General features: G+C 53.1%; 30 protein-coding genes and 1 tRNA gene. 18 read left to right on the top strand and 13 right to left on the bottom strand.

What is annotated here, in order from left to right; genetic code table 11:
* Positions 1-9 precede the first annotated feature (9 nt).
* Positions 10-537, bottom strand: a complete 528-nt coding sequence (locus tag ABI361_14060) for a hypothetical protein (GenBank protein ID MEO9321786.1) — start codon at positions 535-537, stop codon at positions 10-12.
* A 227-nt stretch (positions 538-764) separates the two neighbouring features.
* On the opposite strand from ABI361_14060, the gene ABI361_14055 reads away from it, so the two are divergent.
* Positions 765-1109 carry a winged helix-turn-helix domain-containing protein gene (locus ABI361_14055; GenBank protein ID MEO9321785.1) on the top strand — a complete coding sequence of 115 codons (345 nt, stop codon included), beginning with the start codon at positions 765-767 and terminating at the stop codon, positions 1107-1109.
* Here ABI361_14055 and ABI361_14050 read toward each other — a convergent pair.
* A complete protein-coding gene (locus ABI361_14050; protein MEO9321784.1) occupies positions 1096-2382 on the bottom strand; it encodes a sodium:proton antiporter in 1287 nt (428 codons plus the stop codon). The genes ABI361_14055 and ABI361_14050 overlap by 14 nt on opposite strands.
* Before the next feature lie 143 nt (positions 2383-2525).
* On the opposite strand from ABI361_14050, the gene ABI361_14045 reads away from it, so the two are divergent.
* Positions 2526-2921 (top strand): hypothetical protein, encoded by a 396-nt coding sequence (locus ABI361_14045; GenBank protein MEO9321783.1) that lies wholly within the window; start codon positions 2526-2528, stop codon positions 2919-2921.
* Positions 2922-2966: 45 nt separating this feature from the next.
* Complete coding sequence (locus ABI361_14040) at positions 2967-3107, top strand: hypothetical protein (protein ID MEO9321782.1); 141 nt, start codon at positions 2967-2969, stop codon at positions 3105-3107.
* A 3-nt stretch (positions 3108-3110) separates the two neighbouring features.
* On the opposite strand, the gene ABI361_14035 is transcribed toward ABI361_14040, so the two are convergent.
* The gene (locus ABI361_14035; GenBank protein ID MEO9321781.1) at positions 3111-3251 is read right to left on the bottom strand and encodes a hypothetical protein; all 141 of its coding nucleotides are present in this window, start codon (positions 3249-3251) and stop codon (positions 3111-3113) included.
* Positions 3252-3414: 163 nt separating this feature from the next.
* Here ABI361_14035 and ABI361_14030 point away from each other — a divergent pair, with 163 nt between their 5' ends.
* Together ABI361_14030 and ABI361_14025 are read left to right on the top strand one after the other, a co-directional pair.
* Positions 3415-3678 (top strand): hypothetical protein, encoded by a 264-nt coding sequence (locus ABI361_14030; GenBank protein ID MEO9321780.1) that lies wholly within the window; start codon positions 3415-3417, stop codon positions 3676-3678.
* A gap of 495 nt (positions 3679-4173) precedes the next feature.
* Positions 4174-4275, top strand: a tRNA-Met gene (locus tag ABI361_14025).
* Between the two features lie 4 nt (positions 4276-4279).
* Here ABI361_14025 and ABI361_14020 read toward each other — a convergent pair.
* A complete protein-coding gene (locus ABI361_14020) occupies positions 4280-5614 on the bottom strand; it encodes a tRNA(Ile)(2)-agmatinylcytidine synthase (GenBank protein ID MEO9321779.1) in 1335 nt (444 codons plus the stop codon).
* A 151-nt stretch (positions 5615-5765) separates the two neighbouring features.
* Between ABI361_14020 and ABI361_14015 the strand changes: the two genes are divergently transcribed.
* From ABI361_14015 to ABI361_13985, 7 genes are all read left to right on the top strand, one after another.
* Positions 5766-6059, top strand: a complete 294-nt coding sequence (locus ABI361_14015) for a 4Fe-4S binding protein (protein ID MEO9321778.1) — start codon at positions 5766-5768, stop codon at positions 6057-6059.
* A 109-nt stretch (positions 6060-6168) separates the two neighbouring features.
* Positions 6169-6648 carry a hypothetical protein gene (locus tag ABI361_14010; GenBank protein MEO9321777.1) on the top strand — a complete coding sequence of 160 codons (480 nt, stop codon included), beginning with the start codon at positions 6169-6171 and terminating at the stop codon, positions 6646-6648.
* A gap of 44 nt (positions 6649-6692) precedes the next feature.
* Positions 6693-6929, top strand: coding sequence for an Lrp/AsnC ligand binding domain-containing protein (locus ABI361_14005; GenBank protein ID MEO9321776.1), 237 nt, complete (start codon positions 6693-6695; stop codon positions 6927-6929).
* A 219-nt stretch (positions 6930-7148) separates the two neighbouring features.
* On the top strand, positions 7149-8834 hold the full coding sequence (locus tag ABI361_14000; GenBank protein MEO9321775.1) for a hypothetical protein: 1686 nt from the start codon (positions 7149-7151) through the stop codon (positions 8832-8834).
* Positions 8835-8891: 57 nt separating this feature from the next.
* Positions 8892-9638, top strand: a complete 747-nt coding sequence (locus ABI361_13995; GenBank protein MEO9321774.1) for a protein phosphatase 2C domain-containing protein — start codon at positions 8892-8894, stop codon at positions 9636-9638.
* An 86-nt stretch (positions 9639-9724) separates the two neighbouring features.
* Positions 9725-10783, top strand: coding sequence for an aldo/keto reductase (locus ABI361_13990; protein MEO9321773.1), 1059 nt, complete (start codon positions 9725-9727; stop codon positions 10781-10783).
* Between the two features lie 83 nt (positions 10784-10866).
* Complete coding sequence (locus tag ABI361_13985) at positions 10867-12120, top strand: cation:proton antiporter (GenBank protein ID MEO9321772.1); 1254 nt, start codon at positions 10867-10869, stop codon at positions 12118-12120.
* Here the strand turns inward: ABI361_13985 and ABI361_13980 are convergent.
* The 3 genes from ABI361_13980 to ABI361_13970 form a co-directional block, all read right to left on the bottom strand.
* The gene (locus tag ABI361_13980) at positions 12104-12373 is read right to left on the bottom strand and encodes a hypothetical protein (protein MEO9321771.1); all 270 of its coding nucleotides are present in this window, start codon (positions 12371-12373) and stop codon (positions 12104-12106) included. The genes ABI361_13985 and ABI361_13980 overlap by 17 nt on opposite strands.
* A gap of 20 nt (positions 12374-12393) precedes the next feature.
* On the bottom strand, positions 12394-12573 hold the full coding sequence (locus ABI361_13975) for a hypothetical protein (protein MEO9321770.1): 180 nt from the start codon (positions 12571-12573) through the stop codon (positions 12394-12396).
* 106 nt (positions 12574-12679) lie between these two features.
* Positions 12680-12967: a hypothetical protein gene (locus ABI361_13970; GenBank protein ID MEO9321769.1), complete on the bottom strand. Its 288-nt coding sequence runs from the start codon at positions 12965-12967 to the stop codon at positions 12680-12682.
* On the opposite strand from ABI361_13970, the gene ABI361_13965 reads away from it, so the two are divergent.
* Complete coding sequence (locus tag ABI361_13965) at positions 12966-14261, top strand: MFS transporter (protein MEO9321768.1); 1296 nt, start codon at positions 12966-12968, stop codon at positions 14259-14261. The genes ABI361_13970 and ABI361_13965 overlap by 2 nt on opposite strands.
* Here ABI361_13965 and ABI361_13960 read toward each other — a convergent pair.
* Both ABI361_13960 and ABI361_13955 read right to left on the bottom strand, forming a co-directional pair.
* The gene (locus ABI361_13960; protein ID MEO9321767.1) at positions 14254-15042 is read right to left on the bottom strand and encodes a transglutaminase domain-containing protein; all 789 of its coding nucleotides are present in this window, start codon (positions 15040-15042) and stop codon (positions 14254-14256) included. The two genes, ABI361_13965 and ABI361_13960, sit on opposite strands and share 8 nt — an antisense overlap.
* Positions 15043-15110: 68 nt before the next feature.
* The gene (locus ABI361_13955; GenBank protein MEO9321766.1) at positions 15111-16331 is read right to left on the bottom strand and encodes an NADP-dependent malic enzyme; all 1221 of its coding nucleotides are present in this window, start codon (positions 16329-16331) and stop codon (positions 15111-15113) included.
* A gap of 235 nt (positions 16332-16566) precedes the next feature.
* On the opposite strand from ABI361_13955, the gene ABI361_13950 reads away from it, so the two are divergent.
* From ABI361_13950 to ABI361_13940, 3 genes are read left to right on the top strand one after another with little or no spacing between them, the layout of a single operon-like run.
* Positions 16567-17334, top strand: coding sequence for an ABC transporter ATP-binding protein (locus ABI361_13950; GenBank protein MEO9321765.1), 768 nt, complete (start codon positions 16567-16569; stop codon positions 17332-17334).
* Positions 17335-17338: 4 nt separating this feature from the next.
* Entirely contained in the window at positions 17339-18997 is a 1659-nt protein-coding gene (locus ABI361_13945) for a hypothetical protein (GenBank protein MEO9321764.1), read from the top strand.
* A 57-nt stretch (positions 18998-19054) separates the two neighbouring features.
* Positions 19055-19999 (top strand): hypothetical protein, encoded by a 945-nt coding sequence (locus tag ABI361_13940; GenBank protein MEO9321763.1) that lies wholly within the window; start codon positions 19055-19057, stop codon positions 19997-19999.
* A gap of 4 nt (positions 20000-20003) precedes the next feature.
* Here the strand turns inward: ABI361_13940 and ABI361_13935 are convergent, their stop codons facing one another.
* Complete coding sequence (locus ABI361_13935) at positions 20004-20207, bottom strand: hypothetical protein (GenBank protein MEO9321762.1); 204 nt, start codon at positions 20205-20207, stop codon at positions 20004-20006.
* A gap of 111 nt (positions 20208-20318) precedes the next feature.
* On the bottom strand, positions 20319-20498 hold the full coding sequence (locus ABI361_13930; protein MEO9321761.1) for a hypothetical protein: 180 nt from the start codon (positions 20496-20498) through the stop codon (positions 20319-20321).
* A 155-nt stretch (positions 20499-20653) separates the two neighbouring features.
* Between ABI361_13930 and ABI361_13925 the strand changes: the two genes are divergently transcribed.
* A complete protein-coding gene (locus ABI361_13925; GenBank protein MEO9321760.1) occupies positions 20654-21310 on the top strand; it encodes an SHOCT domain-containing protein in 657 nt (218 codons plus the stop codon).
* Positions 21311-21332: 22 nt separating this feature from the next.
* Here ABI361_13925 and ABI361_13920 read toward each other — a convergent pair whose 3' ends face one another.
* Both ABI361_13920 and ABI361_13915 read right to left on the bottom strand, forming a co-directional pair.
* Entirely contained in the window at positions 21333-23012 is a 1680-nt protein-coding gene (locus ABI361_13920; protein MEO9321759.1) for a PEP/pyruvate-binding domain-containing protein, read from the bottom strand.
* A complete protein-coding gene (locus ABI361_13915) occupies positions 23009-24964 on the bottom strand; it encodes a hypothetical protein (GenBank protein MEO9321758.1) in 1956 nt (651 codons plus the stop codon). Before ABI361_13915 ends, ABI361_13920 begins: the two co-directional genes overlap by 4 nt.
* 237 nt (positions 24965-25201) lie before the next feature.
* Between ABI361_13915 and ABI361_13910 the strand changes: the two genes are divergently transcribed.
* On the top strand, positions 25202-25822 hold the full coding sequence (locus tag ABI361_13910; protein MEO9321757.1) for a hemerythrin domain-containing protein: 621 nt from the start codon (positions 25202-25204) through the stop codon (positions 25820-25822).
* Positions 25823-25910: the final 88 nt, after the last annotated feature.

Genomic DNA, 25910 nt, shown 5'->3' with positions numbered 1-25910 from the left:
ACAAAATTATTAACGGGTGTCCTGGTCGTCGCGTGGGTCGTGCCTTCTGCCTCTTTGTATCATCAGGTAGTAACAGACACCCGCCAAGCCGAACAGGACAGGATACCACCAGACCACTCCGTAAATTGACAGGTGCAGTGGAGTCATGACGTCTTTGGGCCACTCGCCAAAGAGCGTGAAGTACGACACGTCCTCAACCCAGATAAAGGTGAGAATGTTGCCCGCACCACAGAATAATGCCTGGCTCCTGAGAGAGCCCTTCTTTCCAAACAGAATCACGTCAAAAAAGGGGTTAAACGAGATAAGTACTGCGAGCAGAAAAAGAAGAATGTGGTAAAAATAAAGTTGGCCGCCGAGATGCAGGCTTAGTGGATATTCGAGAATCCCTATGCCCAAGGGGCTTGTTAACAGGGTATGCTCAATGACCCCGTAAATCATGGCAAAGATTAGAGTTGAAACTGCGGAAGTTACCGCGAGCGCTCCAAGCGACTTGCGAGTTTGTGTCTCAAGCCTGAACATGTATCTGTAGTTGTCCAAGCTATCGTAGTACATCAATAGTATTTGTATCCAACACCGCTTCCGTAGGCTCTCTTCTGTTTTTTGCCTGCTCATCTGTTCCCGGCCATCATTGGATGGTTTGAGTGCTGGATACCCTCCGACCATGAAGTCAGGTTCAGAAAAAAATTCACTCAGGGCATTTTCGAAAAATAGCCAGTTCAAAAACAGTTTAAATACATTAGGCTATCCTAATTAGGCACGCCTAATTGTCTATGAATTCCGAGTCCAGCGCTGATCACGCCCGGCAGGCACTGCGTGAAATGCTTGATGAGGCAAGCTACAAGATGATCGAATCGCTTAGTCTGCACCCAAAGTCTGCATTTCAAATCGCATCTGCGACCGGCGTTCCTCTGACTACCACCTACAGGAAAATCAAGAAGCTGCGGCAACTCGGCCTAGTCTCGATTGAAAGGATTGATCTCGACGAAAAGGGCAAGAAATTGCTGATGTACAAAAGCCGCGTCAGAGTCACAAGGTTTGATGTCAAACCCGAATCGGTGATGATGGCACTCGAAATGACAGGACCGTGCCTGCAGTTCAGGCTTCTTTGAGGAGGCCCTTCGAATAGACCTTCCTGACGTAGCCTGATAGCGCCAGATACTGAATTACCAGCGAGCAGAGGACGACGCCAAAGGTAATTGTTTCGATAGTCGTCTTGAAGTCGCTGTCCGGGAGTGAGGCTGCCAGGGCCACAGACAGGGCGCCGCGCATGCCGCCCAGCACCATGATGTTTCTCCAGACGAGGGGGAACTTTTCGCTTGTAAACCTGTTTGTAAGCGCAAGTATCGGGTAAGTGGATGCCGCCCTGGCGGCAAGGACCGACACAAAGGCAAGGGCAATAATCCACAGGTTCTGGCTAATCTTGGCCATATCCATGGTCACTCCAAGGTAGAGGAATGCAGCCGAGTTTGCAAAGAATGCAATCATTTCCCAAAAGTGGGATGCCGCATTTCTCACGCGCTCGCTTATAGCCGCCTCGTTTTTCAGGGTAAAGTTGCCAAAGTAGAGCCCCGCGACTGCCACTGCAACCAGGCCTGAGACACCAAGCGAGTTTGCAATCCCGACCGACCCGAATACCATCGCGATCGTTAAGGCGGTTTCCGAGAAGGGGTCGTCCATCAGGTGGTGCAGCCTTTGGGTGGCCGCTGCTATCGCGAGCCCAATGCCCGCGCCTCCAAAGAACACTATGGCAAAATGCCAGACCTGGGCCAAGATGTCCACGTTGATGGACTCTGGAATTCCCTGCGTCGAGACAAGCTGGGATCCGGCGCTGGAAGCAATTGCGAGGACCGATGAAAAGGCTATGATCCCAGTGGCGTCGTTAAACGTAGCCTCGGAATCCATCAGCGTGTTGAGAAGTCGTGGCACCCGCACCCGCTTGAAGATCTCGATTACTATAGCAGCGTCTGTCGGCGAAATCAGGGCCGCGAAGGCAAACGCCACAATGAAGGGGAGGCCCGCTACTAGAAGCAGAAGGAACCCCGCAACTACAGTTGCCAGAACAACGCCAACAGTCGCGAGCAGAAGTGTGGAAATCCTCACCCTCTTGAAGTCCTGGTAATTTACCTTCATCATGGCTTCAAAGATCAGAGGCGGAATGACAAAGTCTATGATAAGCTTCGGGTCAACGGTAAAGCCTTTTCCTATTACGCTAAAACTTGACAGGCTCAGAAGCGAGATTGCGATACCCACGGCGACGAGCATTATGGTGTACGGGATCTTTGTCCTTGCGGAAAGAAGGGCAGTTGCAAAAACCGTACCGAGAAAAATCGGGATAATGTACTCGGATGAAGACAAGGAAGATGCAACAGAAAGTGCGGGCAATACGATGTGGTATCATTAATAGAATTCGCTTTAAAAAGGTAAGACTAGTCTTCAACAGCACAACGATCCAACTGAACTGGCTTTGCCGGCCAGATTTTTCCTGATCAAAACAATTTTTTAGCGATGGGGCCCTACACTAGTACATGGGAGGCGAGCAGTCCTATCCGATTCTGATATACGACGACCTGTGCTACACCTGCACAAAATTTGCTCGCATTGCAAACGTCTTCATTGGTGGCAAAGCCCTGATGGTAGGCCACTATTCGCGTCAAGGGCGGGACATCAAGACTCGGCTGTTTCCGACAGGCTATGATGGACTTGATATGTTCTGGTTCATAATAGATGGCAGGGCGCACGGTGGCAGGGCAGGCCTTGTGCGCCTTGTAAAATATGCCCTGTCGGCCAAGAAGAATATTGAGGGCAGGAAAAATGATTTCAGCCTTGCTTCATGCGACACGGAATGCGCCACTGCAAAGGGCGTGTTTATGCGTTCATGCAGCATACTTACGCACCACAATACCTTCAGAGTCGCCGGATAGTTCAGACCTGCTAACTTTATAGCGCCATTGCAGTTCCACTAGTATATGGTAAACAAAGGCGCGGACGCACGGGACGAGATAAAGCATTGTCCTCTCTGCGGCTGCACTGAGCATCGGCTAATCGGCTGCAGCCGGCACTTAGGCAAGCACAAGCAGGACGAGTCGGGCAGGTGCATCGTTGAGTAATGATTACTGTGTCAGCCTGAGGATTTCTCGAAGGCTGTCGCGAAGGGATTTTAGCTGAGCTGTAGTCGGGTTGACTTGCAGGAATAGGTTGCCCTTCATCCCAAGCAACCTAAGTTCCGCTATTATCTGTTCTCTTGACTCCATGTCCTGTCGTAGAATTCAGGCTGCAAGAAGGAGTGGACCTGACATAAGCAAGTGCGTGTATATGTTCACGTCAAATGTCTGCCGGCAATGCTGCGCGGTGCAGCACCCCCCTCCCCCACAGGTGCTATCTATGTTATAATGATCTGAGACGGGAGATCTGTGCTTGAGCACAGTAATAGACGGAATTATTATTCAAAGGATAGATTTCCTGCAGGAGCAGATAAGGGCCAGCAACAAGCCTGCAGTCAACAAAATGTTCCAGCTTCAGATAGACATGCTCCGATCAGCAGACCTCTCAAAACTAGACAAGCTGATTGAATGGAAGAAAAAGGAAGTCAAAGGCTGTGTCGATGCGCACGAGTCGGAAAGGCTCTTCACCGAACTTGAAGCCCTTGAATGGCTTGAGCGCCAGATAAGGCGGCTTTAACCACTGAGCGGCCTGTGAATATCCGCGGCTATTCCAGGGCTGCCGTTCGGAATTCGCCATGCCCGTAAAACGTCTTGTGATCATCCACATCAGACAAGAAAAGAAAGATAGCCTCACATTTGCTGCAAAAATAAATCTTGTCCAACCGCTCGGCCTGCTGTCTTAGAACAGTATCCACGAACTCGCATGACAGGTGGTCAAAATAAAAAGCTCTTGGTGGTTTCTTCTAGCTAATTATTCGGACTCTATCTCCCCTATTGACCGCTATGCTAGCGCCAGAACGGCATAGCCCGGCAATACTCGTCCTAGCTGCTCGTAAAAAGAAGCTACAGCAATGTGGGTCTATGGCACAGACGGACCAGCGAACCTGGCTGCGTGCAATAATGAGGCGTCGGGCCGCGCGTTTTTGTAATCTTTTCTCGACAGCTGACTGTTTTGGAGAAAAATTCGATGCAATAGTGAGAGATATATGCCCCCGAAGTAAAGAATGCAAGCAGCGGGGTGGGGAAGCCAGGTTATCCCGGCGGGCTCATAACCCGCAGAGCGGTGGTTCAACAGGCAACTAGTTCTAGTTTCCGGAAAATCCACCCCCCGCTATTCATTACGATGGCAAAATGAACTCACGCCGCGGCGGCATTGCAGCTGCACCTTTCTTCTCCCTCCCGTATCGCTGAAGGGGCTTTGTCAGGTGCCTGTGTGCCTTTGCGTGCGGCAGGTACAATCCGGGCTCAATATCCCTGATTCGCGGGAGCCTGACCTTGCAAGCAAGCGGGTCTTTGAGTTTGCACCTGGGACACTGGAAGCCTTTGCCCCTTCCCTCTGACTTCATTTTCTTGCCGCAGGCCGTGCATTGCGGGTTGGCAAGTTCAAAGACCTGTTCCAGCTGAATAATCCGCAAATACTCTATATTCAATATCTTTGGATGTTTTGTAGTGCCCTTTCGCACGCCAAAGCCAATTTCTACAAAGTCGCCCGGTTCCAGTTTGCTTACGACGTGAAAAAGTCCGGTTGGCTCGTAGGCCGCAGCGGGCATTTCATAGTCTGCCTGCTTCACTGAAAAAAATACGTGTCCTCCCTCGGCAATGACGGGCGGGGTGCTCACCCGGCAGCGTGCAAAGCCTGCAGTATATGCCTTGATTGTCTGAAGGGAAAGCTCATTCTGCAGGTGCATATTGGTTCCCTGGTTTGTCCGAAATACCGCAAAGCCCTCGAGGTCTTCATAAGGCTGCAGGGCCGTGATTCCCCGAGACACTGCCTCCGGGCTTTCGCCCCTTATTCCAAAAAAAACCGGGTCCGGGCCGTGCGGGGCAACAAGCACCCTGTCGTGATAAGGGTCATAGCTGTTAAACGTGTCCGGGTATGTCTCGCTGCTGAACTGTTTGACCTTCTCGGGTTCGACGATTCTCGCAGTGCCGCAATTCTCATCCCGTCTATAGCCTATCAATTCAAAGGTGTGATCAAATTCATCAAGCCAGCAGCCGAGAGCGCCAAGGGCTCCTACAAGCCCCTGCCCGTTCCCAAATACTTTAAACTCAACGCCCGCCTGTATTGCGACCTTTTCCGCCTGCTGCCTGCTCAAAACGTCGGACATAGCCCGTGAACTAAAGTCCCGCAGGACTGAAGGCAGGGCGTCGCCTTCATACAGGGCTATCCCCGGGTTTGCGCCGGCCCCTATGGCAGACTGGTTCTTGATTTCTTCGACGGCCAACTCCTTTGCATCTTCAGGCCTCTTGGTCCTCATTCTGAGGCATACCGCACCATTTCCCCTTGTTTTCCAGGGAATATTGGGATTGAGCCTTATCAGGTTTGGATAGTCGATAAAGGAATCTGCGCATCCGCTCTGCAAGAGCGCCTTTGCAAGCCTAAAGGCAAGGTGGGTGGTACAGCGGCCAAGACGCGAATCGGTATCGTCAAAGGCGATGTGCAAGCTTGACAAGGGACCCACCTCAGATTCATGTTCGAGGATGGAATATAGACGATTCTAGGCGCCGTGCACCCTTTCGGCAGATGGTGCGATATATCGGTGTTATAAAAATGACATAGAGTTTAAATACTTTCGACTAGGATCGCTTGGGTAAGTGAATTAGATGCCAGTAGCTATACTTCCTGATGTTAGCGAACAACACTGTATCGGTTGTGCGCTCTGCGTAGAGATTTGCACCGCCCTTGGTCCGGACGTACTGAGAGTAAAGCCAGTCGAAGGATGGAAGAGAGGCAAAGCATTCGTTTTCTATCCAGAAAGATGCATCTCAGACGGAGCTTGCATTGGCGTTTGCCCAACAAAGGCAATATTCTGGATGAGGCCAATGGACTATACTCCAGGACAGCCAATCCCACTGAAGAAGCACGGTCTCTTCGTGAAGGGCTGGGAAGAAGGTTAAGCAAGAGCTTAACAATTCCTTTTTTACTTTTTACATCACTTTCCTAATAACGCGATTATACTAGCCAAGATTTTTAATAATACTCCGCACCCGCTAAATGCAGTATTTGGTGAGCTGGGACGAGGAGATAAAGGCCCACCTATTTTGGATCTGGTGGGAAAAGGAGGGGCTGATCAAGCGTGGCAAGGAATGCATGCTTGTGATTACTGACCGGCGGCTTGCAATAATAACAAAAACAGAGATGACGGGCCGCATGCACCACACCTACTCGGCGCGGCAGAACAACAGGTTTGAGGCAGGCGAAGCGGTTTTCAGGCCGGCCGAGGGATACAAAATCGAGCAGCTTGAAAAGGATCTGGACAAGAGCCCCGAGAATCTGGAGATTCCGTTCAGGCAGATCATGGATGTTTCGACTGAAGACAAAAGGTGGGGAACGCTTCTCAAGGTCAAGGTCAACCTCGGCGACAAGTCGCAGGTTTACCGGTTTTCAATCGTCAAGGGGTGGGTAAAGTACCCTGCAAAGGACCCGATCCAGTTCCACAAGATGGACTGGAGCCCATTCGTTGCCCTGATCAAGACATCCGTTTGAAAGTCAGGTATATATTGGATCGCGCAGGCGTGTCTAGAAAGCCATTGACCAAGACAAAAGCTTTCGTCCTCATAAACGCCGATACCGGACTTGAAAAGCTGTTGCACGAGGAACTCAAGTCCATGAGGAGCGTAAAGGAGGTTTACCAGTTATACGGCGAGTACGACATGATGGCCATTGTCGAAGAAGAAACGGAAAAAGACGTCGCCGAGGTTATCTCTTGGTCGCTTCGGAGGCTCAAGGGAATCAAGAGTACCAACACGATGGTCGTCGCAAAATAGCGCCAGTCGCTCTAGCTCAAATACGGCTGACAATTTTGCGCACGCCGCGTCGTATTGATGCTTAAATACGAATTTTTCACGCACTGCTTGTAATGACCAGGGAGACCCCGCTTTCGGTAGAAACAGTAGTACTTTCTGCAGGTTCCACCGTGCGCTATGTCGAGGTAACTCTGCTGCAGTGCAGTTTTGCGGCAAACCCCTCCAAGTGAGGTACCCGTCTTGTATCCTTACGGGCTTGCAACCAATCCCTTTCCAGAAACACTCAGACAGCAGCCGCAAGACCCGCGGGTGTTCGGGGGACCGCATCACAAGGCGGCAAGGGCTGCGCTTTGGTCTGCCCTGGAGCAGTTTCAGTCAAGGGCGTTAGGTCTCTCCGCGACAGACGCCGGTCAGCAGAACCCTGATCGTGGTACAATTCTTCTGAGCGGTGTTGCAGGATCTGGAAAAACCCACCTCGCAATGCACCTGCGCGACATGCAGTTCGGCAGCCATGTGGCTGCGGTCACCCACATAAGTCTGCCATCTATCCGTACAAGAGACGTGCAGGGGCTCCATATCGCCATGATGGAAGGTTTTGGCGAGCAGTACAGCGCCCAGTTGAGGGAGGCTCTGGTGAAATATTTGCTTGAAAAGGCGGAGCGCAACGTGGAAGGCGCGCGAAAGGTGTTCAACTTTGACTTTGTAGACGTGATGTCCGGCAGGAGTCTTGCCTCCAAGGCAAAGCAGGTTCTCGCCGGCGAGATGGTTCCAAATAACGCAGCGCTCTGCACGGTGCTGGCCAAGGATTCCTTTTCACCGGAAGAGCTTGGCATTCTGAAGCAGGTTCTTTATGGCAGCAGCCAGGCCGGGCTCGGATCTGGAATCCCGGCCGCAGCGAGCGAGACGGAATTGCTTTCGTGGGTAAGGGCCATGTCATCTCTCAACCTGAGATTTCTAAAAAAGATAACGCTGTTTGAGTTTGACGATCTTGGCCCGGAGGCCGACCTCCTCAAAGTAATCAGGGCAATCTGCGACGCAAAGTTCCCAGCCGCCGCGGTATTATTGATAGTCGAGCCGTCGCTGCGCGACCAGATTGCTTCGGCCGAGCCATCAATTGCGGATGTCCTGTCAAGCAGCCTAGAGTTAGACCTTCCTCTTGCCAGCTTTGAAGAAGTCCTTGATATTGCCCTGGAATACATTAGGGCCGCAAACTCGTTTGATGCGACCGGCTTTAGTTCAGGGGAGGAAGGCGAGCTTGCTTCAAAGATTAAGGTAATCTATGACGAGTTTCCCGAACTTCGAGGCATACGGTCGTTTCTCAACATAATGTACCATTCATTTGAGGATGCTTCGAAAAGAAGCGTTCCTTCTATTGACGAGCATGCAATAGATGAAACAATGAAGAACGCGCATCCGGGCTTGCGCATCAGCGAGAGCATGATGGATATACCCCTGTCGGAGTTTATCCGCATCAAGCGCAGCTGCAGCGACAATAATGCTCTTGAAACAGGCATAAGGACCGCCGTGCGCGACCTGGTGTCGTTCACGCATCAGGTTGGCATGGTTGCCCGGCCGGTCTGGGCTCAAAAGAACCCGGCTCAGGCAAGCCCCCAGGGCGGAATCGATGTCGTATATAGCAGCACCAACGGCTCAAAGGTGGCAGTGGCAGTAGTCATGAACAACAACGACTCGAAAAAGAGCTCTGAGCAAATTTCAAACACGCTCAAGTCGACCCAGTTTGTGGACAAGGTCGTAATACTCACGGATGCGGCTGCCGACGCCGAGGACACTGGCAGCATTGTGAGCATCGACCGGAGGAGGATGATAGACCTGATTTACTTTAGCAACAAGTACAAGAACAATTCAATTCAAAAGGACGACTCTGAAAAGGCCGTCAACCTTGCACGATCAATAAGGCTGTGCTGAAGCCCTTTCAAGGCATGCTAATAGAATAAAAGATACCTTCGGCATTGAGCTTTCGAAATGCCGTTTGAGTACAGGTATGCCCTTGGCTCGGCCTCGCATGTAGGAATGGTCCGCGAAATAAACCAGGACAGCGTGATGACTGTCGCACTCAACTGCTCATTCTATGATGCCGGGGGCAACTCTGCAATCCTGGCGGTGGCAGACGGCGTTGGAGGCGGACCCGCGGGCGAGGTTGCCAGCAAACTCGCGATAGCCTTCTTTTTCAGAAAATTCGTCGAATCTGTATTGTTGAGGTCGGCTTCCGACTTGCAGGCCGGAATGAACAGCCAGGTCAGGCCTCTCTTGCAGTCGTTCGAGCTTGCTAACGCCGAGGTAAGCAGGTCCTCTGTCCAGAATCCCCGGTACACGGGCATGGCAACCACGCTTACTGCAGCATTTCTGGACCAGGGCCGCTGTCTTATCGGCCACGTCGGCGATTCTCGGTGCTACCTTGTCAGGTCAGGCAGAATAAGGCTTCTTACAAAGGACCAGTCAAGGGGCAACGTGCTTTCGCAGGCAGTCGGAGCGAGCATGCCTCTGTCAGTATACTCAGACGAACTCATGCTCGAGAACAACGACTCTATTCTCGTCTGTTCCGACGGCCTTACCAATATGGTAGGCGACGAGTCAATTGCGGACGTTGTTTCTCAAAGTTCCGATCCCGATCAGATTTGTGCAAAGCTTGTCAATGAAGCCAACCAGCGCGGCGGAATAGACAACATTACCGTAGCGCTTGCCAGGGTCGGATTGCGCTTTGTTCCCTGAGGCAGACCCAAGGCCGATGGAATCTAGGCCTGCTGACTGGCACCGTTCAATGCTTTTATTATAAGTGAAGGTAACCGGTAAGGCAGTTGGGCGTCAGGGGGCAAAGTGCACAGCCTGAGGTGGAGCGGTACGATCTGGCTCCGGATTTTGCAATAGTTCGGATCGTGAACGGGATGTGGCAGGTCGCGGGAGGCCATGGCTACATTGACGCAGGCCGCGCTGTGGAAGAGATGGTCCAGTATCACCTTGCAGGTCTTACGACCTGGGATCTCGCGGACATTTACGGCCCTGCCGAGGACCTTATCGGTGAATTCTGCAAAAAGCTAGAATCGGGGCTCGGTCCGGCGCAGCTGCAGAATGTCAAGGCGCTTACAAAATGGGTTCCGGAGCCAAGGACCATAACAAGGGAGCTGGTCAGGTCGAGCATCAAGAGGTCCCTTGAGCGAATGCGCGCAAGTACCATCGATCTGCTGCAGTTCCACTGGTGGGATTATGGAAACCCGTACTATATTGACGCCCTGAAGTACCTTTCAGAGCTCCGCGATGAGGGCAGGATAAGGTGCCTTGGCCTTACTAACTTTGACACCGAGCGAATGGAAATAATGAACGACGCAGGAATCCATATCACATCAAATCAGGTCCAGTATTCAATCATCGATAGAAGGCCCGAGGTAAGGATGGTGCCATACTGCCTGAATCAAAAAGACAGCCACGCAAAAACGAGCCTCCTGGCATACGGCGTGCTGTGTGGGGGTCTGTTGACTGACAGGTACCTTGGAAGGCCCGAGCCGCGCGGACTTGAGCTTAACACGCCTAGCCTGCAAAAGTACAAGCGCATGATAGACAGCTGGGGCGGCTGGAAGCTTTTTCAAGAGCTTCTGCGCGAGCTGGACGCTATCGCAAAGGCGCACAATGCCAGCATTGCGAACGTCGCGACAAGGTACATTCTTGACAGACCTGCCGTAGCAGGAGCGATAATAGGGGCTCGCCTCGGAATCGCCGAGCACAGGAGCGACAACCTGCGCACCTTTGGCACAAAGTTGACCGGCTCAGACATCAGCAGGATAGAGGCCGTGTGCCAAAAGTCAAACGAGCTGTATGAAACTATAGGCGACTGCGGCGACGAATATCGCAGCCGATGGTAGAGCAGTGCAGCTGCGTTTCGCGCCATATGCTCTATGTATTGCCTCCGGGAAATCGATTTATAATCCTGCGATAGACCAGCAGAGTGGCCGCGGAACAGCTCTTCATAGCAATCATTGCTATGCTGGTTGGGGCGCGAGTCCTCGGCGAGGTGTTTCAGCGTTTGAAGCAGCCGGCCATCGTTGGCGAGCTTTTGGCCGGTATCATAATCGGGCCCTCAATTCTAGGCCTGGTCAGCTTTTCGAAAGACTATTCCTTCCTGTCGGACATCTCTGTCTTTTTCCTGATGTTTCTTGCCGGCCTTGAGATGGATCCAAGGGAGCTAAGGAAGGCTGGAAAGCAGGCCATCATAGTATCGGTATTTGCTTTCGTGACGCCCCTTCTTGCCGGGTACTATACCGGCACGCTCTTTGGACTGGCGAGCACGCAGGCCTGGTTCATGGGACTGCTCCTTTCGATCACAGCCGTCCCGGTAAGCGCCATAATCCTCATGCAGCTTGGCGTGCTCAACACCAGGCTTGGAAACACCGTGATGGCAGCGGCGGTGATAAACGACATCATGTCGCTTGTGGCCCTCTCGATAATCATACAGGCCGCTCACTCGACCGCGGTCGGAGGCGGTCATATTAGCTATATTGATCTCTGGCTGTCTATTGTCAAGATTACGCTGTTCGTGTCAGCCATCATTCTGTTCTACCTTATCTTTGGAATGAAGACCTCTGCAGGCAACGCGCTGCTCCAGAAAGTAAGCCCGCTGTTTCGGGTTCTTCACACTCGCGAGGCGGGCTTTAGCCTCCTCTTGATAGCTGCGATCGGAATTTCGCTTGCGGCAAGCAACATGGGACTGCACTTTATTATCGGGACATTCTTTGCAGGGCTTGTCGCCAACAAGCAGATAATCGGAAAGGAGAATTTTTCAAAATTCCACGGCATTGTCTCAGCGATTACTTTTGGCTTCTTTGGGCCCATATTCTTTGGCCTCATTGGCGTCGAGATAAACCTGCAGGCGATCTCGGGTCTGCTGCCGTTGTTTGGCGCTCTCCTCGCAGTGGCGATTGTGGCCAAGATTGGCGGGGCCTACCTGGGGGTGCGAATTGCCCGCTTTTCAGGTCAGGCGGGGTTGGCCCTTGCCTTTCTTATGAATGGCAGGGGCGCTGTGGAGCTGGCGATAGCCGCAATTGGCTATGCGGCAGGAATAATCGACACCTCGCTCTTTTCGATCGCCGTTGCCATCGGCTTTGTTACAACACTTATCACACCACTAACCGCAAGGCCCCTCGTAGCGGCTGCAAAGGCAAAGCACCTTCAAGCGCTAGAGGTTCCTAGCGAACAGTCGTAGCTTGGCCTCCGCGCCCGTTCCGGCCTGTGAGGGCGAGGAGCTCTCTGTAGTGTTCAAACAGGATTGCCATCATTATCGATTGAATGGGTGCCGGCCTGTTTGCATACATCATGGCAAGCCTGTGCTGAGAAGCCGTGTCCCACATGAGGTCAAACGAATTTTTCTGCGCCTTGTTCAAAGCCTGGCGGAAGGGCTTCCAGTTCTGATACTCGTAGGCCAGAATCTGCGTAATTGTGGGAAGCGTCCTGCCCATGAAACACGGCACCTGCCAATTCAGCAGGCAGGCTTGGGGTGCAGCATAAAGTCGCACTCCTCGCAAGAATAGTACAAACCGTCAAAGTCGGAGCACAGGAGCATAGAACCGTTGCATCGGGGGCACTCAATCTCGTCGTGCAGCGTCCTGTCAAAAGACTCTGATTGTGTCGTCAGCTCGACAACCGCCATAAGTGCCACAATCGTGGTATCTCTCGCTTATAACATATGAATCACCAAAGGGGGAGGGGGTGCTGACAAATAGAAACCCATCCTGGTTGCCTGCTATTCATGACTGACGAGAAAATCAGTCAGGATGGGCTAGCTTTTCACCTATTGCCTCTGCGCCGGAATTTAGCTTGCCGACAACGTCTTGATTGTCTGCACGAGCCGCGTCCCAGGCAAACTTGTGCCTTGCCTCCTCGGCGGCACATGCGCCTGCCGTGCCAGACGCACTCGCATCGCTAGCGTACAAAAGAACAAGTAGCACCATATCGCAATACGCGCCGATCGCCATTTCGTACAAGTGGGTCTTTTCGGCAATAGCAATGCTGCGCTCCAGCTCAACCCCTTCGGGCCAGCTGGCTGGCGTCATGCCAAAGGGAAACCTTGCAGTGCTGACCGCAGCGGCGGCCCTTAGCAGCCTGTCGAGCATTGCCTTGGCGTTTCTTCCCGTCTATTTTACGGCCCTGGGCGGGTCTGTTGCGCAGTACGGGTTTGTCACGGCGCTTGGAATGGCCGCAGGAATTCCATCGACTCTTTTCGGCGGGGTCATAATTCCCCGGTTTGGCCTTCGCAGGATTGTAGTTGCAGCCTCTTGGATTGCCCCCGCTTTTCTACTCGGCTACTATCTTTCTGCAGACTGGAAGGTATTGTCGGTGGTAGTAGTCTTGGCCGGAACCGGCAGCCTCGGCTCAATAGCCTCGAGGCAGCTGATAGCCGATGCGACAAGCGCAAAAAGCCGTACGGGGCAGCTCTCGCTTTACCAGACTCTGTCCACGGTTCCTGCCATGTGCTCGCCAGCAGCGGGTGGTTACCTGATAACGACTCTGGGGACGATTGAGGGCTTTAGGCTGGCCGCCCTGGTAGCCGTTTTGACATCAGTCGCGTCGACCATACTTATTGTCAGATTCTTGCGAGAAACAAAGCCCCGGGGCTTGGTAGCGGCGAGTCGCGCTTCTGACTCCGTCCAGGCTGCAGGGCCTGCGGCAGGCAAAATCTCCGAGCAATCAAGCACGCAGCACTTCATTCCTTCAATAGTGTCGCACCTCAGGGCATTTCTGGCAAATGGGGCCAGCCTTCCAAGGGTACTGGCGCCACTGCTTGCGGCATACGCCCTGGTAACGTTTGCAAATTCGGCGACAGGCCCTTACTTTATTTTCTATGCGACAAGCAATGCAAAAATGGACACCTTTCACTGGGGGCTTGTATTGAGCATTCAGGCGGTCCTGGCAAACCTTATCCGGACGCCGCTTGGAATGGCTGCAGACAGGTTTGACAAAAGAAAGGTGATCCTGCTGTCTATTCTAATGACGGCACCACTCGCATCGGCATTTGTTTTTGTCAGCTCGTTCTGGGCAATCCTTGGTCTTTCGCTCGCAATGGTCGCTACGGGGATCTACTACGGGCCAACGCACGAGGCGCTGCAGATAGAGCTGACGCCAAGAGAAAAGCGTCCTTCCCTTTTCGCAGTCTATGACATCCTGTCAAACGTCTGCAGGTTCGGTGGGCTGATTGCCGGCGGAATACTGTTTTCAGTCAGATACGCTCTGCCGTTCTACGCATTTACCCTGCTGGAGTTTGCCGCTGCGGTGGTTGTCGCTGCAACTCTTTTTGGAAGGCTGGGAACAAAGTTAGGCGCGGCGCAGCTCAAGACGAATTCTACCTGATACTGGAATACAGGCGCTGCAGGTTTTCCTCGGCCATCCGTCCTCCTCCCTGGATATCATGCAAGCCAAAGAACTTTTCCCTTCTCTGCAGGACCGTCTGCCAGTGCTCAGTATAGCGCAGGGTTACGTCTTGTAGAGTGTCAGGCTCAAAGCCAATCACAAAGGTGTACTGCTTGCCCCAGTTCCTCTCATAGTGGTATGGATGGTCAAGGAAAGTCGGGTACTGGAGCGTAGAGTCGAGGTGCATCCAATGCCCGTCAACCAGTGCCTCGTTCCAGCAGTGGTCAAGAAAATCATGGACTATCCTCCCGCGCAGGGAGGCGGCGTTGAGAACCGCGCCAAAGAGAATCGACCATTCGCCGCAGCGCCCCAGCCTGTACTCTGCTATCTTGCGCACATCGCTGTACCTAGGGTAAACCCGCTCTGCTCCGCATGAAGGGCATTTGTACCGCTCTACCTTGCGCAACTGCCAGGTGGAACCAGGCTCAATAGTTACCTGCATAACGGTCCCTGCCTCCGCACCGTCTGGTGCCTTGGTGGTGCAAAATTCACACCTCATCTGGCTTGGCAGCCAGCGCATAAAATCTGCCTTGAACCAGTCCAGCAACCCCCTTACAAGATGCGGGCCTTGCAGCTGCAGCACCTCATGCGGTATTAAGGCCCTGACGTAATCAAGCGTCTGTGGGTCAGCATACTGCTCTGAAACCTTTTTGTTGTGCGGAAATGTGCGCTCAATCAGTTCCGCGCTGGCCGATTCGCAGGTCGCCTTATCTACGGGCAATTGCAATTCTGCACTCTAGTGGATGGTATTGCACAAAAGAATTTTTCTCCTGATAAGAGACTGTCAGATCACTTTTGAATGTGCTGCTGCATGTGCTCCTTCAGAGTATTGTTGACAACTGGCATAATCCTGGGATCATTTACCTTGGGAACTATAAAGTCCTCCTTTAGATGCACAGGATCAATAAGATCCGCGATCGCGGTTGCCACCGCAACTAGCATCGACTCGTTCAGCCCACGCGCCCGCAGGTCCAGCAGGGTGCGCAGCACTGACGGAAATACGACTGCATTGTTTACCTGATTTGAAAAGTCCGAGCGCCCGGTCGCGACTATCCGCGCACCCGCAGCTGTCGCCTCCGCGGGGTATATCTCCGGGTCAGGGTTGCTCAGCGCAAAGACGATCGCATTACTTGACATCGACCTTACCATGTCTGCATTGACAATTCCTCCCTTTCCCGACACGCCGATAAAGACATCAGCACCGGCCATGACACTGCCGAGATCGCCCTGCAGTCTGCGGGGATTTGTCCTGGTTGCAATTTCTTCCTTGTACGGGTTGCCGGCTGCATCGCCAGGCGGCCTCTGATTATATTCATCCCTTCCCTGATAAATCGCTCCCTTGCTATCAATTACGATTATCTCCTTGCAGCCTGCTGCGGCGAGTATCTTGTAGATGCCATAGCCTGCAGAGCCGGCCCCCGCGATTACCACCCGCACACCCTGCATCTGCTTCCTGACCAGTTTGAGGGCATTTAGAAGGGCTGCCAGTGCGATCACGGCAGTGCCATGCTGGTCGTCATGAAATACTGGAATAGAGACCTCTGATTGAAGCCGCTCCACAATCTCGAGGACCTTCGGCGACTCGATGTCCTCGATGTTGACTGCCCCGAAGACCGGCTCGATTGCCTTTACAAACCTGATAATCTCCTCCTTGTCCCTGGTCGCAATGCAAAGTGGGAACGCGTTTATCCCCCCCAGCGTCTTGAAAAGGACCGACTTGCCTTCCATGACCGGCAGGGCGCCCTCCGGGCCGATATTGCCAAGACCAAGTACGCGGGTGCCGTCGCAAACAATTGCTACATTGTTCCACTTTGAAGTATAGTCGTACGCGAGCTCCTTATTCATGCTGACCTCCCTGGCGACGTATGATACGTTCGGAGTGTAGATAAGCCCCAGAACCCCCTTTCCTTCCTCAAAAACCGCCTCGGGGGAAATCCTGCTCTGGATTTCGATCTTGCCCTTGAGCATGCGGTGGAGGTTAATCGCGTCGTCTCTAGCCGAGTTTGACATTCTAGGTCTTTTCTTGGGGCTGCAAGTTATAACATTGTCTGCCAATTCCTGATAACCGTGTTCCCGACCCACAATGCAATATCAAATCTTTAAGTGAGGTAACCTACAACAAAGAATGGAACTGCGCGGTGAAAATACATTGGCTCACTGCTTGCCTGGAGGCGGATTATGCGATTTTTGCTCCCGTGTCTAAGCCCGCCATACAGCTGCCGGATTGAATAGGAGACAGGATGAGTTGGAGGCAATACTGACCAAACACGTATCAAAATCGTTTGGGAACGTGAAGGCAGTTTCCGGTTTAAACCTTGCAGTCCCTGCCGGCGAGATCCGCGGGCTCCTTGGACCAAACGGCTCCGGCAAAAGCACTGCAATGAAAATGATTATGGGAATTCTGCCGCCAGACCAGGGCGAGATCTTTGTAAACGACATCAACGTCAGGGCGCAGCCGGTAGAATCGCGGAGGTACGTCGGGTACGTGCCCGAGATCCCCCAGATTTACGACTACCTTACCGCGGCGGAGTACCTGGATTTCATAGGGGAGGCGTACGGAATTCCCAGTGATGTCCGGAAGAAGCGTGTCGAAGAGTTTCTTGGTGCGTTCCAGATGGCCGACCGAGTAAACGAGGTAATGAGCGGATTCTCCCAGGGCATGAGGCAAAAGATCGCAATTACCGCCGCACTGCTCCACAGGCCAAAAGTGCTCGTTCTTGACGAAGCGCTCAACGGCCTTGACCCCCGCTCTGCAAGAATAGTCAAGGAGATCCTGCACAGGCTGGCACGCGATGAACAGGTCGCCGTGCTATTTAGCACGCATATCCTCGAGATCGCCGAGGGAGTCTGCCAGAGGGTGACAATAATGAGCAAGGGCGCGGTGCTTGCCGAGGGCTCCGTTCAGGAGCTCAGGTCTATGACGGGCATGCAGGGTTCAAGCCTAGAAGACGTCTTTCTGAAGCTCACCGGAAGCGAGGACACTGCAAGAATAGCCGAAGCTCTGAGGTATTGACATCGTGCGATCTTCTGCGGTACTCTCGCTCTCGTCTGTGCTTGTCAAGTCATACCTGCGGGCTAGCAGGAGCACTAACAGCGCGAACGTCCGCTTCACCCGGCCTTGGATACTGATACTAATAGACGCGATCGTACTCTTGATCCCCTTTGCGGTGCTCCAGTTTGCGATTCTCCCAAACCTGTCCGGCAAGAATGCCGCTTCGTTTGGCGACGTCGCCTCCCAGGTAATCACCGGCCTTCCCATCGGCCTGACCTCAGCTGTCATACTTTCCGGAATACTCTTGGAGCTAGGCAGGGGGTCAATCTTCTCCTCAAGCGAGTCAGTGAATTGGCTTCCGCTGACGCCGCGCGAGTACGTCACGGCGTCCGCTCTATCCATGACTGCAGTATACTCTCCATTTCTGATGGCCGGAATCAGCATAAGCCTTCCTCTTGCCATGAAGTTCGGTCTGATGCCGGTATGGCCGCTGGCGGCCCTTCTTTCTGTCTTGGCGCTGCTCCTAGGTGCTTTTACCGTCGAGGCCCTGCGGGCAGTAACCAACAGGCTATCTACCAGTGTTTATCGCAGGAGCGGCAAATTTGGTTTTGCTTCGCGGCTCATTCTCATCACCGCGCTCCTGGTAGTGACCCAGCTTTCATTTAACTCGTACTTTCTGTACCGGGCACTGGGGGTCATCGTACGCGGTGTGGAGCTTGTGTGGTTCGTGCCCATGGTCTGGCCCTCAGTCTCAACGCTTGATCTGCTGGCCCACCAGGACCTTCAGGCCGGCATATTTGCAGGACTAGCAGCAGCTTTTACGGCAGGAATTTTTGTTGTCGCAGTAAACCTGAGAACCCGGTTCTGGTCGTCGGTTCCGGTTGTAATCGCGGTCACGGAAGGCCAGCGCGGCTATTCGCCCCGAAAAAGCATCACACTATCCCTGCTGGGCTTTGGTCCTGTTGATGCCGCGATTGCGCTCAAGGAGTTTCGGGCGCTCCTCCGACGCAAGGAGCTTGCGCGGTTCATGTCAATGCCTGTCATCCTCGTCGTGTCGTTCTTTTTGCCGACATTTTTGACCCCCGCCTCGGACAACCCTGGCAGGGCGCCCGGCCTGATTCTGGCAGGATTTGTTCCATTCATGGTTCCTCTTTTGTTTTCCATGATGTCGATCGGGCAGGAGGGGAGGTCGGTTATCAACCTGTGCATGCTCCCCATTTCAGCGAAGCAGGTGATAAAGGGAAAACTACTTCCATCCTGGGTGATAGCCTTTGCCGCAACTATTGCCATGATCACCGTATTTAGCATCGTCTCGCCCGCGGGGAGCTATGGGACGTACCTGACGATATTTTCGAGCATTTTTGTAATTGCCGCCGAGAGCTTTATCGGCCTTGGAATTGCGGCAAGGCACCCTGACTACTATGCGAGCGGACAGAGGGGAATGTACGTGACTCTCACAGGCTTTTTGACGGGCTTTATGCTCGGCGGAGCGGCCGCTGTTACGATATTTGCTCCGACTATTGTGCGCCTCTCTTTTGGGCTTGCATCGTTTGGACACATCTCACCCGCGGCTGCATTTCAATCGTACTTGGCCACCACGGCGATAGGGGCAAGCGTCTGCTTGGTTGCGTATCTTTACTGCAAGAAAGGCGTAGTCGCATGGCTTTCTAACGTGCAGGCTTGACCCGCGGCGCATTGCTTAATAGTGAACCAGGACTAGTTAGTCTGGCGAGGCTGCCGTTTGGACACTATCGATTTTAAGGTTTTCTTCCAAGCGTGCTTTAGATACTACGGACCGGCTTCGGCGGAAAACCGTCGACCAGACTTCAAAAGGATAGGCGCAGAAGTAGGGCTTTCACAAAGCGAGGTTGAAAGCAGGATATTGCGATTTGAAGAAATCAATCTAATCAGGGGTTACATCGCAATTCCAAACGTCTCGCTGCTGCTTGGATACAAACTGAGGACGTACCTCCTCCCTTTTCCAGACCCGCTTTCAAAGGGTAGCGCTGCAGCCGACCTTATGCTTATCGATGACATAATCCGGATTGACGAATACCTCAACTCCATTGCGTTTACAATTCTGTACAAGGGCGACGCGGACATCGAGCAAAGCCTGTCAAAAGTCGCGAAACTAAGCGGCAAGGCGGCGCTTTCACAGGAACCCCTCTTATTGCACGAGTCGAAGGCTGACGTGCCCGGCGAACAGTTGCCGGAACTGCATGCAATAGACTGGAAGGTCATCCGCGCCCTGCGCTCCGACTCGCTCAAAGCTCCCGAAATCCTGGCAATGGAAGTCGGCGCGCCTGTCGATAGCACTGTCCGTTCGCTAAAAAAGCTGGTCGATTCCAACCTCCTGCTTGTCGTGCCCGTCACTGACGAGCAAAAACTTGCATCCTTTACATTATACGCGCTACTGTTCATTCCTGATGGCTCGACAGATCTGAATACGCTTGTCGAAAGACTGGCAAGCGCCCTATCCGAAAGAACATACTACAGGATACTGAGCCCGTCAGGCGCCGTCATTTTTCTAATGTCTGCGAAAGACTCCCGAGAAGCAGAGGCAAGCTATCTGCGGGCTCAGAAGATACTGGGGGTAAAGGTCGCACTCATTGATTATGCGGGCAAGACCTATCATTCTCTTAAATCCATTGACCGCGTCATTGAGGAGCAGGCAAAGAGGCAGTGATCCGCTACCCAACGTTTGGCGCGGCAGACTTTTTGTCAATAAATGTTACTAGAAAAGGGGCGACGGCAATTATTGCGATAGCAATGGCCAGTTTTGCAGAGTCATTCCTGGTAACACCCTCGACCAGAAGCCAGATAAAAACTGCTCCTACTATGGCGGCACAATAGTTCTCGACAAGCTTCCACTTGAAATCAAATCCCTTGCCCATGACAGTCCGGTGGGTTTTAACCCGTTCATTAGTGATTCGTCAATCACCCACACGCAAGCAATTTGCGGCTCTTTCAGTCAGAAAAACATGGTCATCGATTTTCTGTCGTAGCTAGTCCAGACCTTCTTTCTTTCTCTTTACTTCAAGTGGGTCTGCATAGTGCTCGACTGTCGCGTCCTCCTGAGTTTCCGCTTCCTCCTGTTCGGTCTGGACAGGGACATTGAATTTCTCCTGATGCTCTACAACCCGCGCCGCCGATCTTTTGGGGTCGTCATGTGGCGTGTCACTCATGGGTTATCAGTTACACGACAAGCTACAAGAGGGTTTGCGCCTGTCTTGGACTGGCGGTAAAGCAGTGATTACTCGCGCGTGTCAATCGGTTATTGGCTCAATTCGTAAAAGCCTTTATAGCTTGCCTGTCGGTAGCATCCTGAGGTTCCCTCTGATTGAGCTCTGAGCCATTTACAAAAAAAGTCACCGACGCCAGTGCCCAGAACGGCTTTCAGTTCATTTTCTACTGCGACATTTGTCAGCAGCCCTACAAATCAGCGTTTGTCCAATCCAAAAGTGCAAAAAAGGCGAGCTTTCTGCACGGCCTTGCCGAAGTAGCCAACCTTGGAGCCGAGCTCGGAACCTACTCAAAGGATCCGAGAATTGCGCAGACCCTAAAAAGCGGTGCGGACCAATTGATTCACAACCAGCAATCCGCCGGCAATTCGGCCGCCTGGCATCAAGAACACGATGCTGCAATGTCGGGAGCAATAATCGAGGCAAAGAGCCACTTCTTTAATTGCCAAGTCTGCAAAAGATGGGTCTGTAGAAATGACTGGGACGAAGCTGCACGCCTGTGCGTGCCTGATGCAACCAAAAGCAAGACTGCCCCGGGCGGCATTAGTCCTGCCGGATCTGACTCAAAAGTAATGGACGCACCACCTGCCACTGCACAGCAGCAGGTCAGCGTTCCCGGTAGTCTGGCAGCCGCGACGGCCGCAGCGGCGGCACCTGCCTCAGATGACCCCCTTAGGGTTCTAAAGGTCAGACTGGCCAAGGGCGAGATAACCGTTGACGAGTTCCTAAAGCTCAAGGCAATGGTGGACGGCTGACCAGTCGGCTCGCCCAGGAGCATTACGCCAGGCCAGATTTCCAGCTCCGCACCTCGCTGACAAGTGCCGCTGGTCTTTCCATTACAATGTCCAGCCTGCCCTCGTAGACATTGCCCGAGTCGCCATCAAGCGAGATTATTTCGCCCTCACGAAGGCTCCTGTCAGAAAACGAGCAGACCCTCTCACTCGGTCTTATTGAAAGCGAATTGCAGCCGACGATGCACACCTTGTCCATCTGACGCGCTACTACCGCGGCGTGGGAAGTCTTACCGCCGGCCTTGGTTAGGATGCCTGCCGCCGAAACCATGCCCGCTATATCCGCCGTGGCAGTGTCATCTCGGACAAGAATGACCGGGTGCCCAAGCCTCGAGCGCTCGACTGCCCTGTCCGAGTCGAGCGCGATTTCACCAGTCGCTACGCCTCTGTTTGCCGAAATGCCGGCCGCAAGCGGCTTTGAATTTGGCGCTGCCAGCCTGGCGTGGCTGATCGAGGCGAGGTCGTATCCTTCAAGCCGCTGAAGCGCAACCGAGCGATCTATCACGCCTTCTTTGACCATATCCACAGCGATTCTAAGCGCGGCCCATGGGGTCCTCTTTCCTGTCCTGCATTGCAGGACGTACAGCTTGCCTTCCTGTACGGTAAACTCAAAGTCCTGCATATCCTTAAACGCAAGTTCAAGCTGCTTTCCGAGATTCTGAACCTGTTCAAAGACAGCTGGAAGGACCCACTCCAGCTTTGTGCGCCGGCGGCTGTCAGCCTGATCCTGCATCAGATTCCTTCCAGAGACTACGTCCTCGCCCTGAGCATTGAACGCAAAGTCCAGATAGATTCCGCTGTTCTCCCCTGTGACCGGATTTCGCGTGAAACCCACTCCGGATCCGGAGCTAGAGCCTATATTTCCAAAAACCATCGACTGAACAGTGACGGCGGTTCCAGAAACACCCGTAATGTTATGAATCCGCCTGTACTCTCTTGCCCTGGGGCTCTCCCAAGACCGGAATACGGCTTCGACTGCGCCGGTAAGCTGATCGACACAGTCCTGCGGAAAGGCTCTGCTTGTACTCTCCTCGAAAATTTCTAGGTACTTTCGGCAGAGTTGCAAAAGCTCTTGCGAGTCAAGGTCCGCGACACCCCGCAGCAATTTGTCCGTCCTGAGAAGCTCGGCCAGAGCCTCGTCAAACGGCCGGGCAGGGGCCCCGTAAACCACTTCCGCATAACTCTGGATAAGCCTTCTGTATGAATCCCTTGCAAAATGTGGATTGCCCGTCATCCTCACCAAGCTTGAGACAGTCGCGTCGCTCAGGCCAATATTTAGCAGCGTGTCCATCATGCCGGGCATCGAGATAGCTGCGCCGGATCGCACTGAAACCAAAAGAGGCCTTCGGAATCCACCGAACGTCAGGCCGGTGCTCTTCTCAATTACGCGCAATCCCTTCTCTATAGTTGCCACCAGTGATGACGGCAGCTTAGTTGCCCGCTCTTCAAGGTACTTGCGGCAAAACTGGGCACCGACCACAAAACCGGGCGGGACTGGTATGCCAATGTCTGACATTCGCATCAGGTTAAACGCCTTGGAGCCGACCTCTTGGCGAGAGACTGCCTCTGAGCCAGAACTGGGCCTCGAGCCGGAACCCGGCAAAATTCCAAAGAAATGAATGCCTTCCTGAGCGATGCCCAAGTCTGCGGTATCGGGCTCAGTCATTGTGCCATCACCTCTTCCATAACGTATTCGCGGAGCAGTACGGCGGACTTCATCAGCGAGTCGGTGCTCTGTTCCATTTTGGCGGCGATTTCTGCAAAGAGGTGCAGCTGCCTAAAGTCCGAAGCCCCGCTGACAATCGCCTCCTTTGTACTCCTGTATGCCTGATCCTGCTCGTGCTCAAGAACAGTAGTCATGTCAACCGCGGCCAGCAGGTCGTCGATTATATCCTGTCCGGCCCGCCGAACGAGCTTGGAGCATTCAGCAGCCTTGAGGTATTCCATTGCAGTCTTGTTGGACAGCTCAGCAAGCTCGCGTAGCGGCTCGCCAAAGGGTAGCGGACCTGAGGGCGTCAGAGTCAGCAGGAAGATAGCTTCTTCGATCGAGTCTATCGCATCGTCAGCCTCGCTGATTATTTGCTCCACAATCGGAGGGGCTCGAGAACGCTTGATGGCCTGTCGGGCGGTGTTGAGCAGATTGTCCGCACGCGTTTCCCACACCCCTGCCCGGGCGAGTATCCTGTGAAGCTCTGAGGGAGTCTGGCTTTGCGTCAAAATCTGGATTACCGCATCGACTGCCGCGGCGCTTGTTTCCACAACAAGCTCTGCGTGTAGAGATGCTATTTCGAGAAGATTTTCATAAATGCCGCGAAAGCGTCGGGCCAGCTCCGCACTTATTTCGTCTCTAATAAACGGCCTAGATTTGCCTTCAAGCTGCAGCTCGGACGACGCCCGGAGGACAAACTTGAGAAACTCCGCCGCGCTTTCGCGTCCCAGTACGTCGTCGAGCTTTTGGCCATAGCGAAGCTGCACCTTTGGAATTCTCTCGATCGCCTCGATAACCAGGCTGTCGCCACCCAACTTTAGAAAGCCCATGTGGCCATGATTGTTCTGGGCAGCCCACTTTAGGACTTTTAACGCTTCGCTATTCCTGACAAAGCTCCGCAGCCTTTTGCGCGCCCTGTTCCAGTCAATAAGGAACACTATGCGCGAGCCCAGAAAGTAAAGATATTCCTCGAGCTGATGCCTGCTTTCCGCCTGGTAGATGCCTACAGTCAGGAGGTACGAGCCCTCTTCAAGACTCCTTGCCCTTCTTGACGCAGTCTCTGTCCACTTGGTCCCGAACTGTTCAAAAAGCGCCTGAAAGAATACTAGCCTCTCCGGGTGGACATCGGTATAGGTGGTCTGGACAGAGGACTCTGCCTGTGTTACCTCTTTGATTCTGATAACAAGAACGTGCGCGTCAGTCTGGCCTATGTCATTTTGAATCACAAGCCCATCAGGAGATCTTGTCGCGGTTGTCCCAAGCCCCGGGTGGTCGAATTTTAGTTTCGCGGTGCTGCTTACGCCATGCATAAACGCCTTTAGCAGCTGCCTGTCCTGCTCCGTGATGCCGTAAACCTTTGCCCCATCGACAGACTCTTGGTAGACTGAGGCTTGAAGCCTGTTGAGCGCCTTGTGAACGTCCATTACAATTGCATGAAAGGTATCGGCAGGACCTTCTGCGCCAGCCTGCGGCACAGCAGTCATGAGATCAATTGACGCTCCAGATATTCTGTCCTCGTTTACGGCTTCCTGCTGACGCAGCAGCGCGGCAAGCCTGTTTTCGAACCCTTCTTTGCCCTCAGTCAGGGGAGCAATCATGAGCTCAATGTCTTTCTTGACAAGCTCTGCAACCCGGGATGCAAGAGGCACGGTGTAGTATCCTGTCTGACCGTCGCGCGCGCTGCGGTCGACTACCTGATCCAGCGAGCCGTCTTGGATTCCAGCTGCCTTTCTTTCCACGCTCAAGTCCGAGAACCGGGAATCAGGGCTGTCGGCCCTGCTTCTTGCAGCCTGCAAGAGCGTGAAATAATACTTTACACGGTCGTTTGCCTGCAATGCTTCTCTGATAAGGCCCGGGAGCATGAGCTCCCGGTCGCCAAGTTCGCGTATTATTTCTGATTTTTCTCCCACAAACTCACACCCTGTTTCAGACCGCTCAAACGCCTGCTGCAGGTCTCCGTTTTCCCTTTTTTAAATGGAACTTTCCCCATCCGTTACTGTGGGTAATCGGCTCAAGCAGATGATGCAACATCACTGGTCAGCCAGCATGGAGTTCTATATTAGAGCCGAGAATACAGTGCAGTACACCGCAAGTATCCAGAGCCAAGATACATAATGCATCTCGGTTAGTCAAGCCTGCGTCGCTACATGACATTCTCAAAAATCTATATTCTATTTGGAAGCAAGGATATTAGGATTGATTTGGTGGAGCCCAACTCGACTCAAAACCTCAAACTGGATCACAATACGGTGCGTCGCGTCGGCAATATTGCGAGAAAGTGTTCGGACTTTTTATACGCAAACGGAAATGTGCCAATGGAGGATCTGGAGGTGATGTCGGTGGTTATGGAGGAATTTGTTGACCGATTCCACCATGGGAAGGAGGAAAGCGCGTATTTCCCGGAGGCAAAGGTAAGGGATTATTCAGAAGACGTTCGCAAATTCCTGATAGAACATGAACTCGGCCGGAGGATTGCTAGGATGTTTCTTGCGCAAGTCAGGGAGTGGAAGGCAGGAGTAGATGCCAGGGAACCGGTTGCAAGATTCCTGAAAGCGTACTCGGTATTCGTCTCAGACCATACTGGAAAGGAGGATTCCTTTTTTGACAAGGTGGAGGCGCGAATGAGCATCCCGCCGGACATCGATGAGCGACTGCTAGCGCATTACGAAACGTGCAAACGTGAAATTGGAGGACCGGAGCGAGTCGAGCAGCTGATAAGGCTGATAGGTTACCTGGAAGAAAGGCCCTGGATGAAAGACCCGAACTGAACGGGGGATTAGCAAGCCTATCTGGAGGCTCTGATGATCCTTGCTGCCAAAGCGATTGCTGCCAGCAAAATCTTCGAAAAAATGACGA

This window comes from Nitrososphaera sp. (assembly GCA_039938515.1).
GTDB lineage: Archaea > Thermoproteota > Nitrososphaeria > Nitrososphaerales > Nitrososphaeraceae > Nitrososphaera.
Note: the sequence above shows the minus strand (reverse complement) of the source record. Positions and strands in the feature narration are given on the sequence as shown.

What these genes read in the sequence shown, in the direction of transcription:
- ABI361_14035 (MEO9321781.1), bottom strand. Translation starts at nt 3,251, where the DNA reads ATGGAGTCAAGAGAACAGATAATAGCGGAACTTAGGTTGCTTGGGATG.
- ABI361_14045 (MEO9321783.1), top strand. Translation starts at nt 2,526, where the DNA reads ATGGGAGGCGAGCAGTCCTATCCGATTCTGATATACGACGACCTGTGC.
- ABI361_13970 (MEO9321769.1), bottom strand. Translation starts at nt 12,967, where the DNA reads ATGACGCCAGCCAGCTGGCCCGAAGGGGTTGAGCTGGAGCGCAGCATT.
- ABI361_14015 (MEO9321778.1), top strand. Translation starts at nt 5,766, where the DNA reads ATGCCAGTAGCTATACTTCCTGATGTTAGCGAACAACACTGTATCGGT.
- ABI361_13955 (MEO9321766.1), bottom strand. Translation starts at nt 16,331, where the DNA reads ATGTCAAACTCGGCTAGAGACGACGCGATTAACCTCCACCGCATGCTC.
- ABI361_13910 (MEO9321757.1), top strand. Translation starts at nt 25,202, where the DNA reads ATGACATTCTCAAAAATCTATATTCTATTTGGAAGCAAGGATATTAGG.
- ABI361_13920 (MEO9321759.1), bottom strand. Translation starts at nt 23,012, where the DNA reads ATGACTGAGCCCGATACCGCAGACTTGGGCATCGCTCAGGAAGGCATT.
- ABI361_13980 (MEO9321771.1), bottom strand. Translation starts at nt 12,373, where the DNA reads ATGGGCAGGACGCTTCCCACAATTACGCAGATTCTGGCCTACGAGTAT.
- ABI361_13965 (MEO9321768.1), top strand. Translation starts at nt 12,966, where the DNA reads ATGCCAAAGGGAAACCTTGCAGTGCTGACCGCAGCGGCGGCCCTTAGC.
- ABI361_14040 (MEO9321782.1), top strand. Translation starts at nt 2,967, where the DNA reads ATGGTAAACAAAGGCGCGGACGCACGGGACGAGATAAAGCATTGTCCT.
- ABI361_13995 (MEO9321774.1), top strand. Translation starts at nt 8,892, where the DNA reads ATGCCGTTTGAGTACAGGTATGCCCTTGGCTCGGCCTCGCATGTAGGA.
- ABI361_13930 (MEO9321761.1), bottom strand. Translation starts at nt 20,498, where the DNA reads ATGAGTGACACGCCACATGACGACCCCAAAAGATCGGCGGCGCGGGTT.
- ABI361_13935 (MEO9321762.1), bottom strand. Translation starts at nt 20,207, where the DNA reads ATGGGCAAGGGATTTGATTTCAAGTGGAAGCTTGTCGAGAACTATTGT.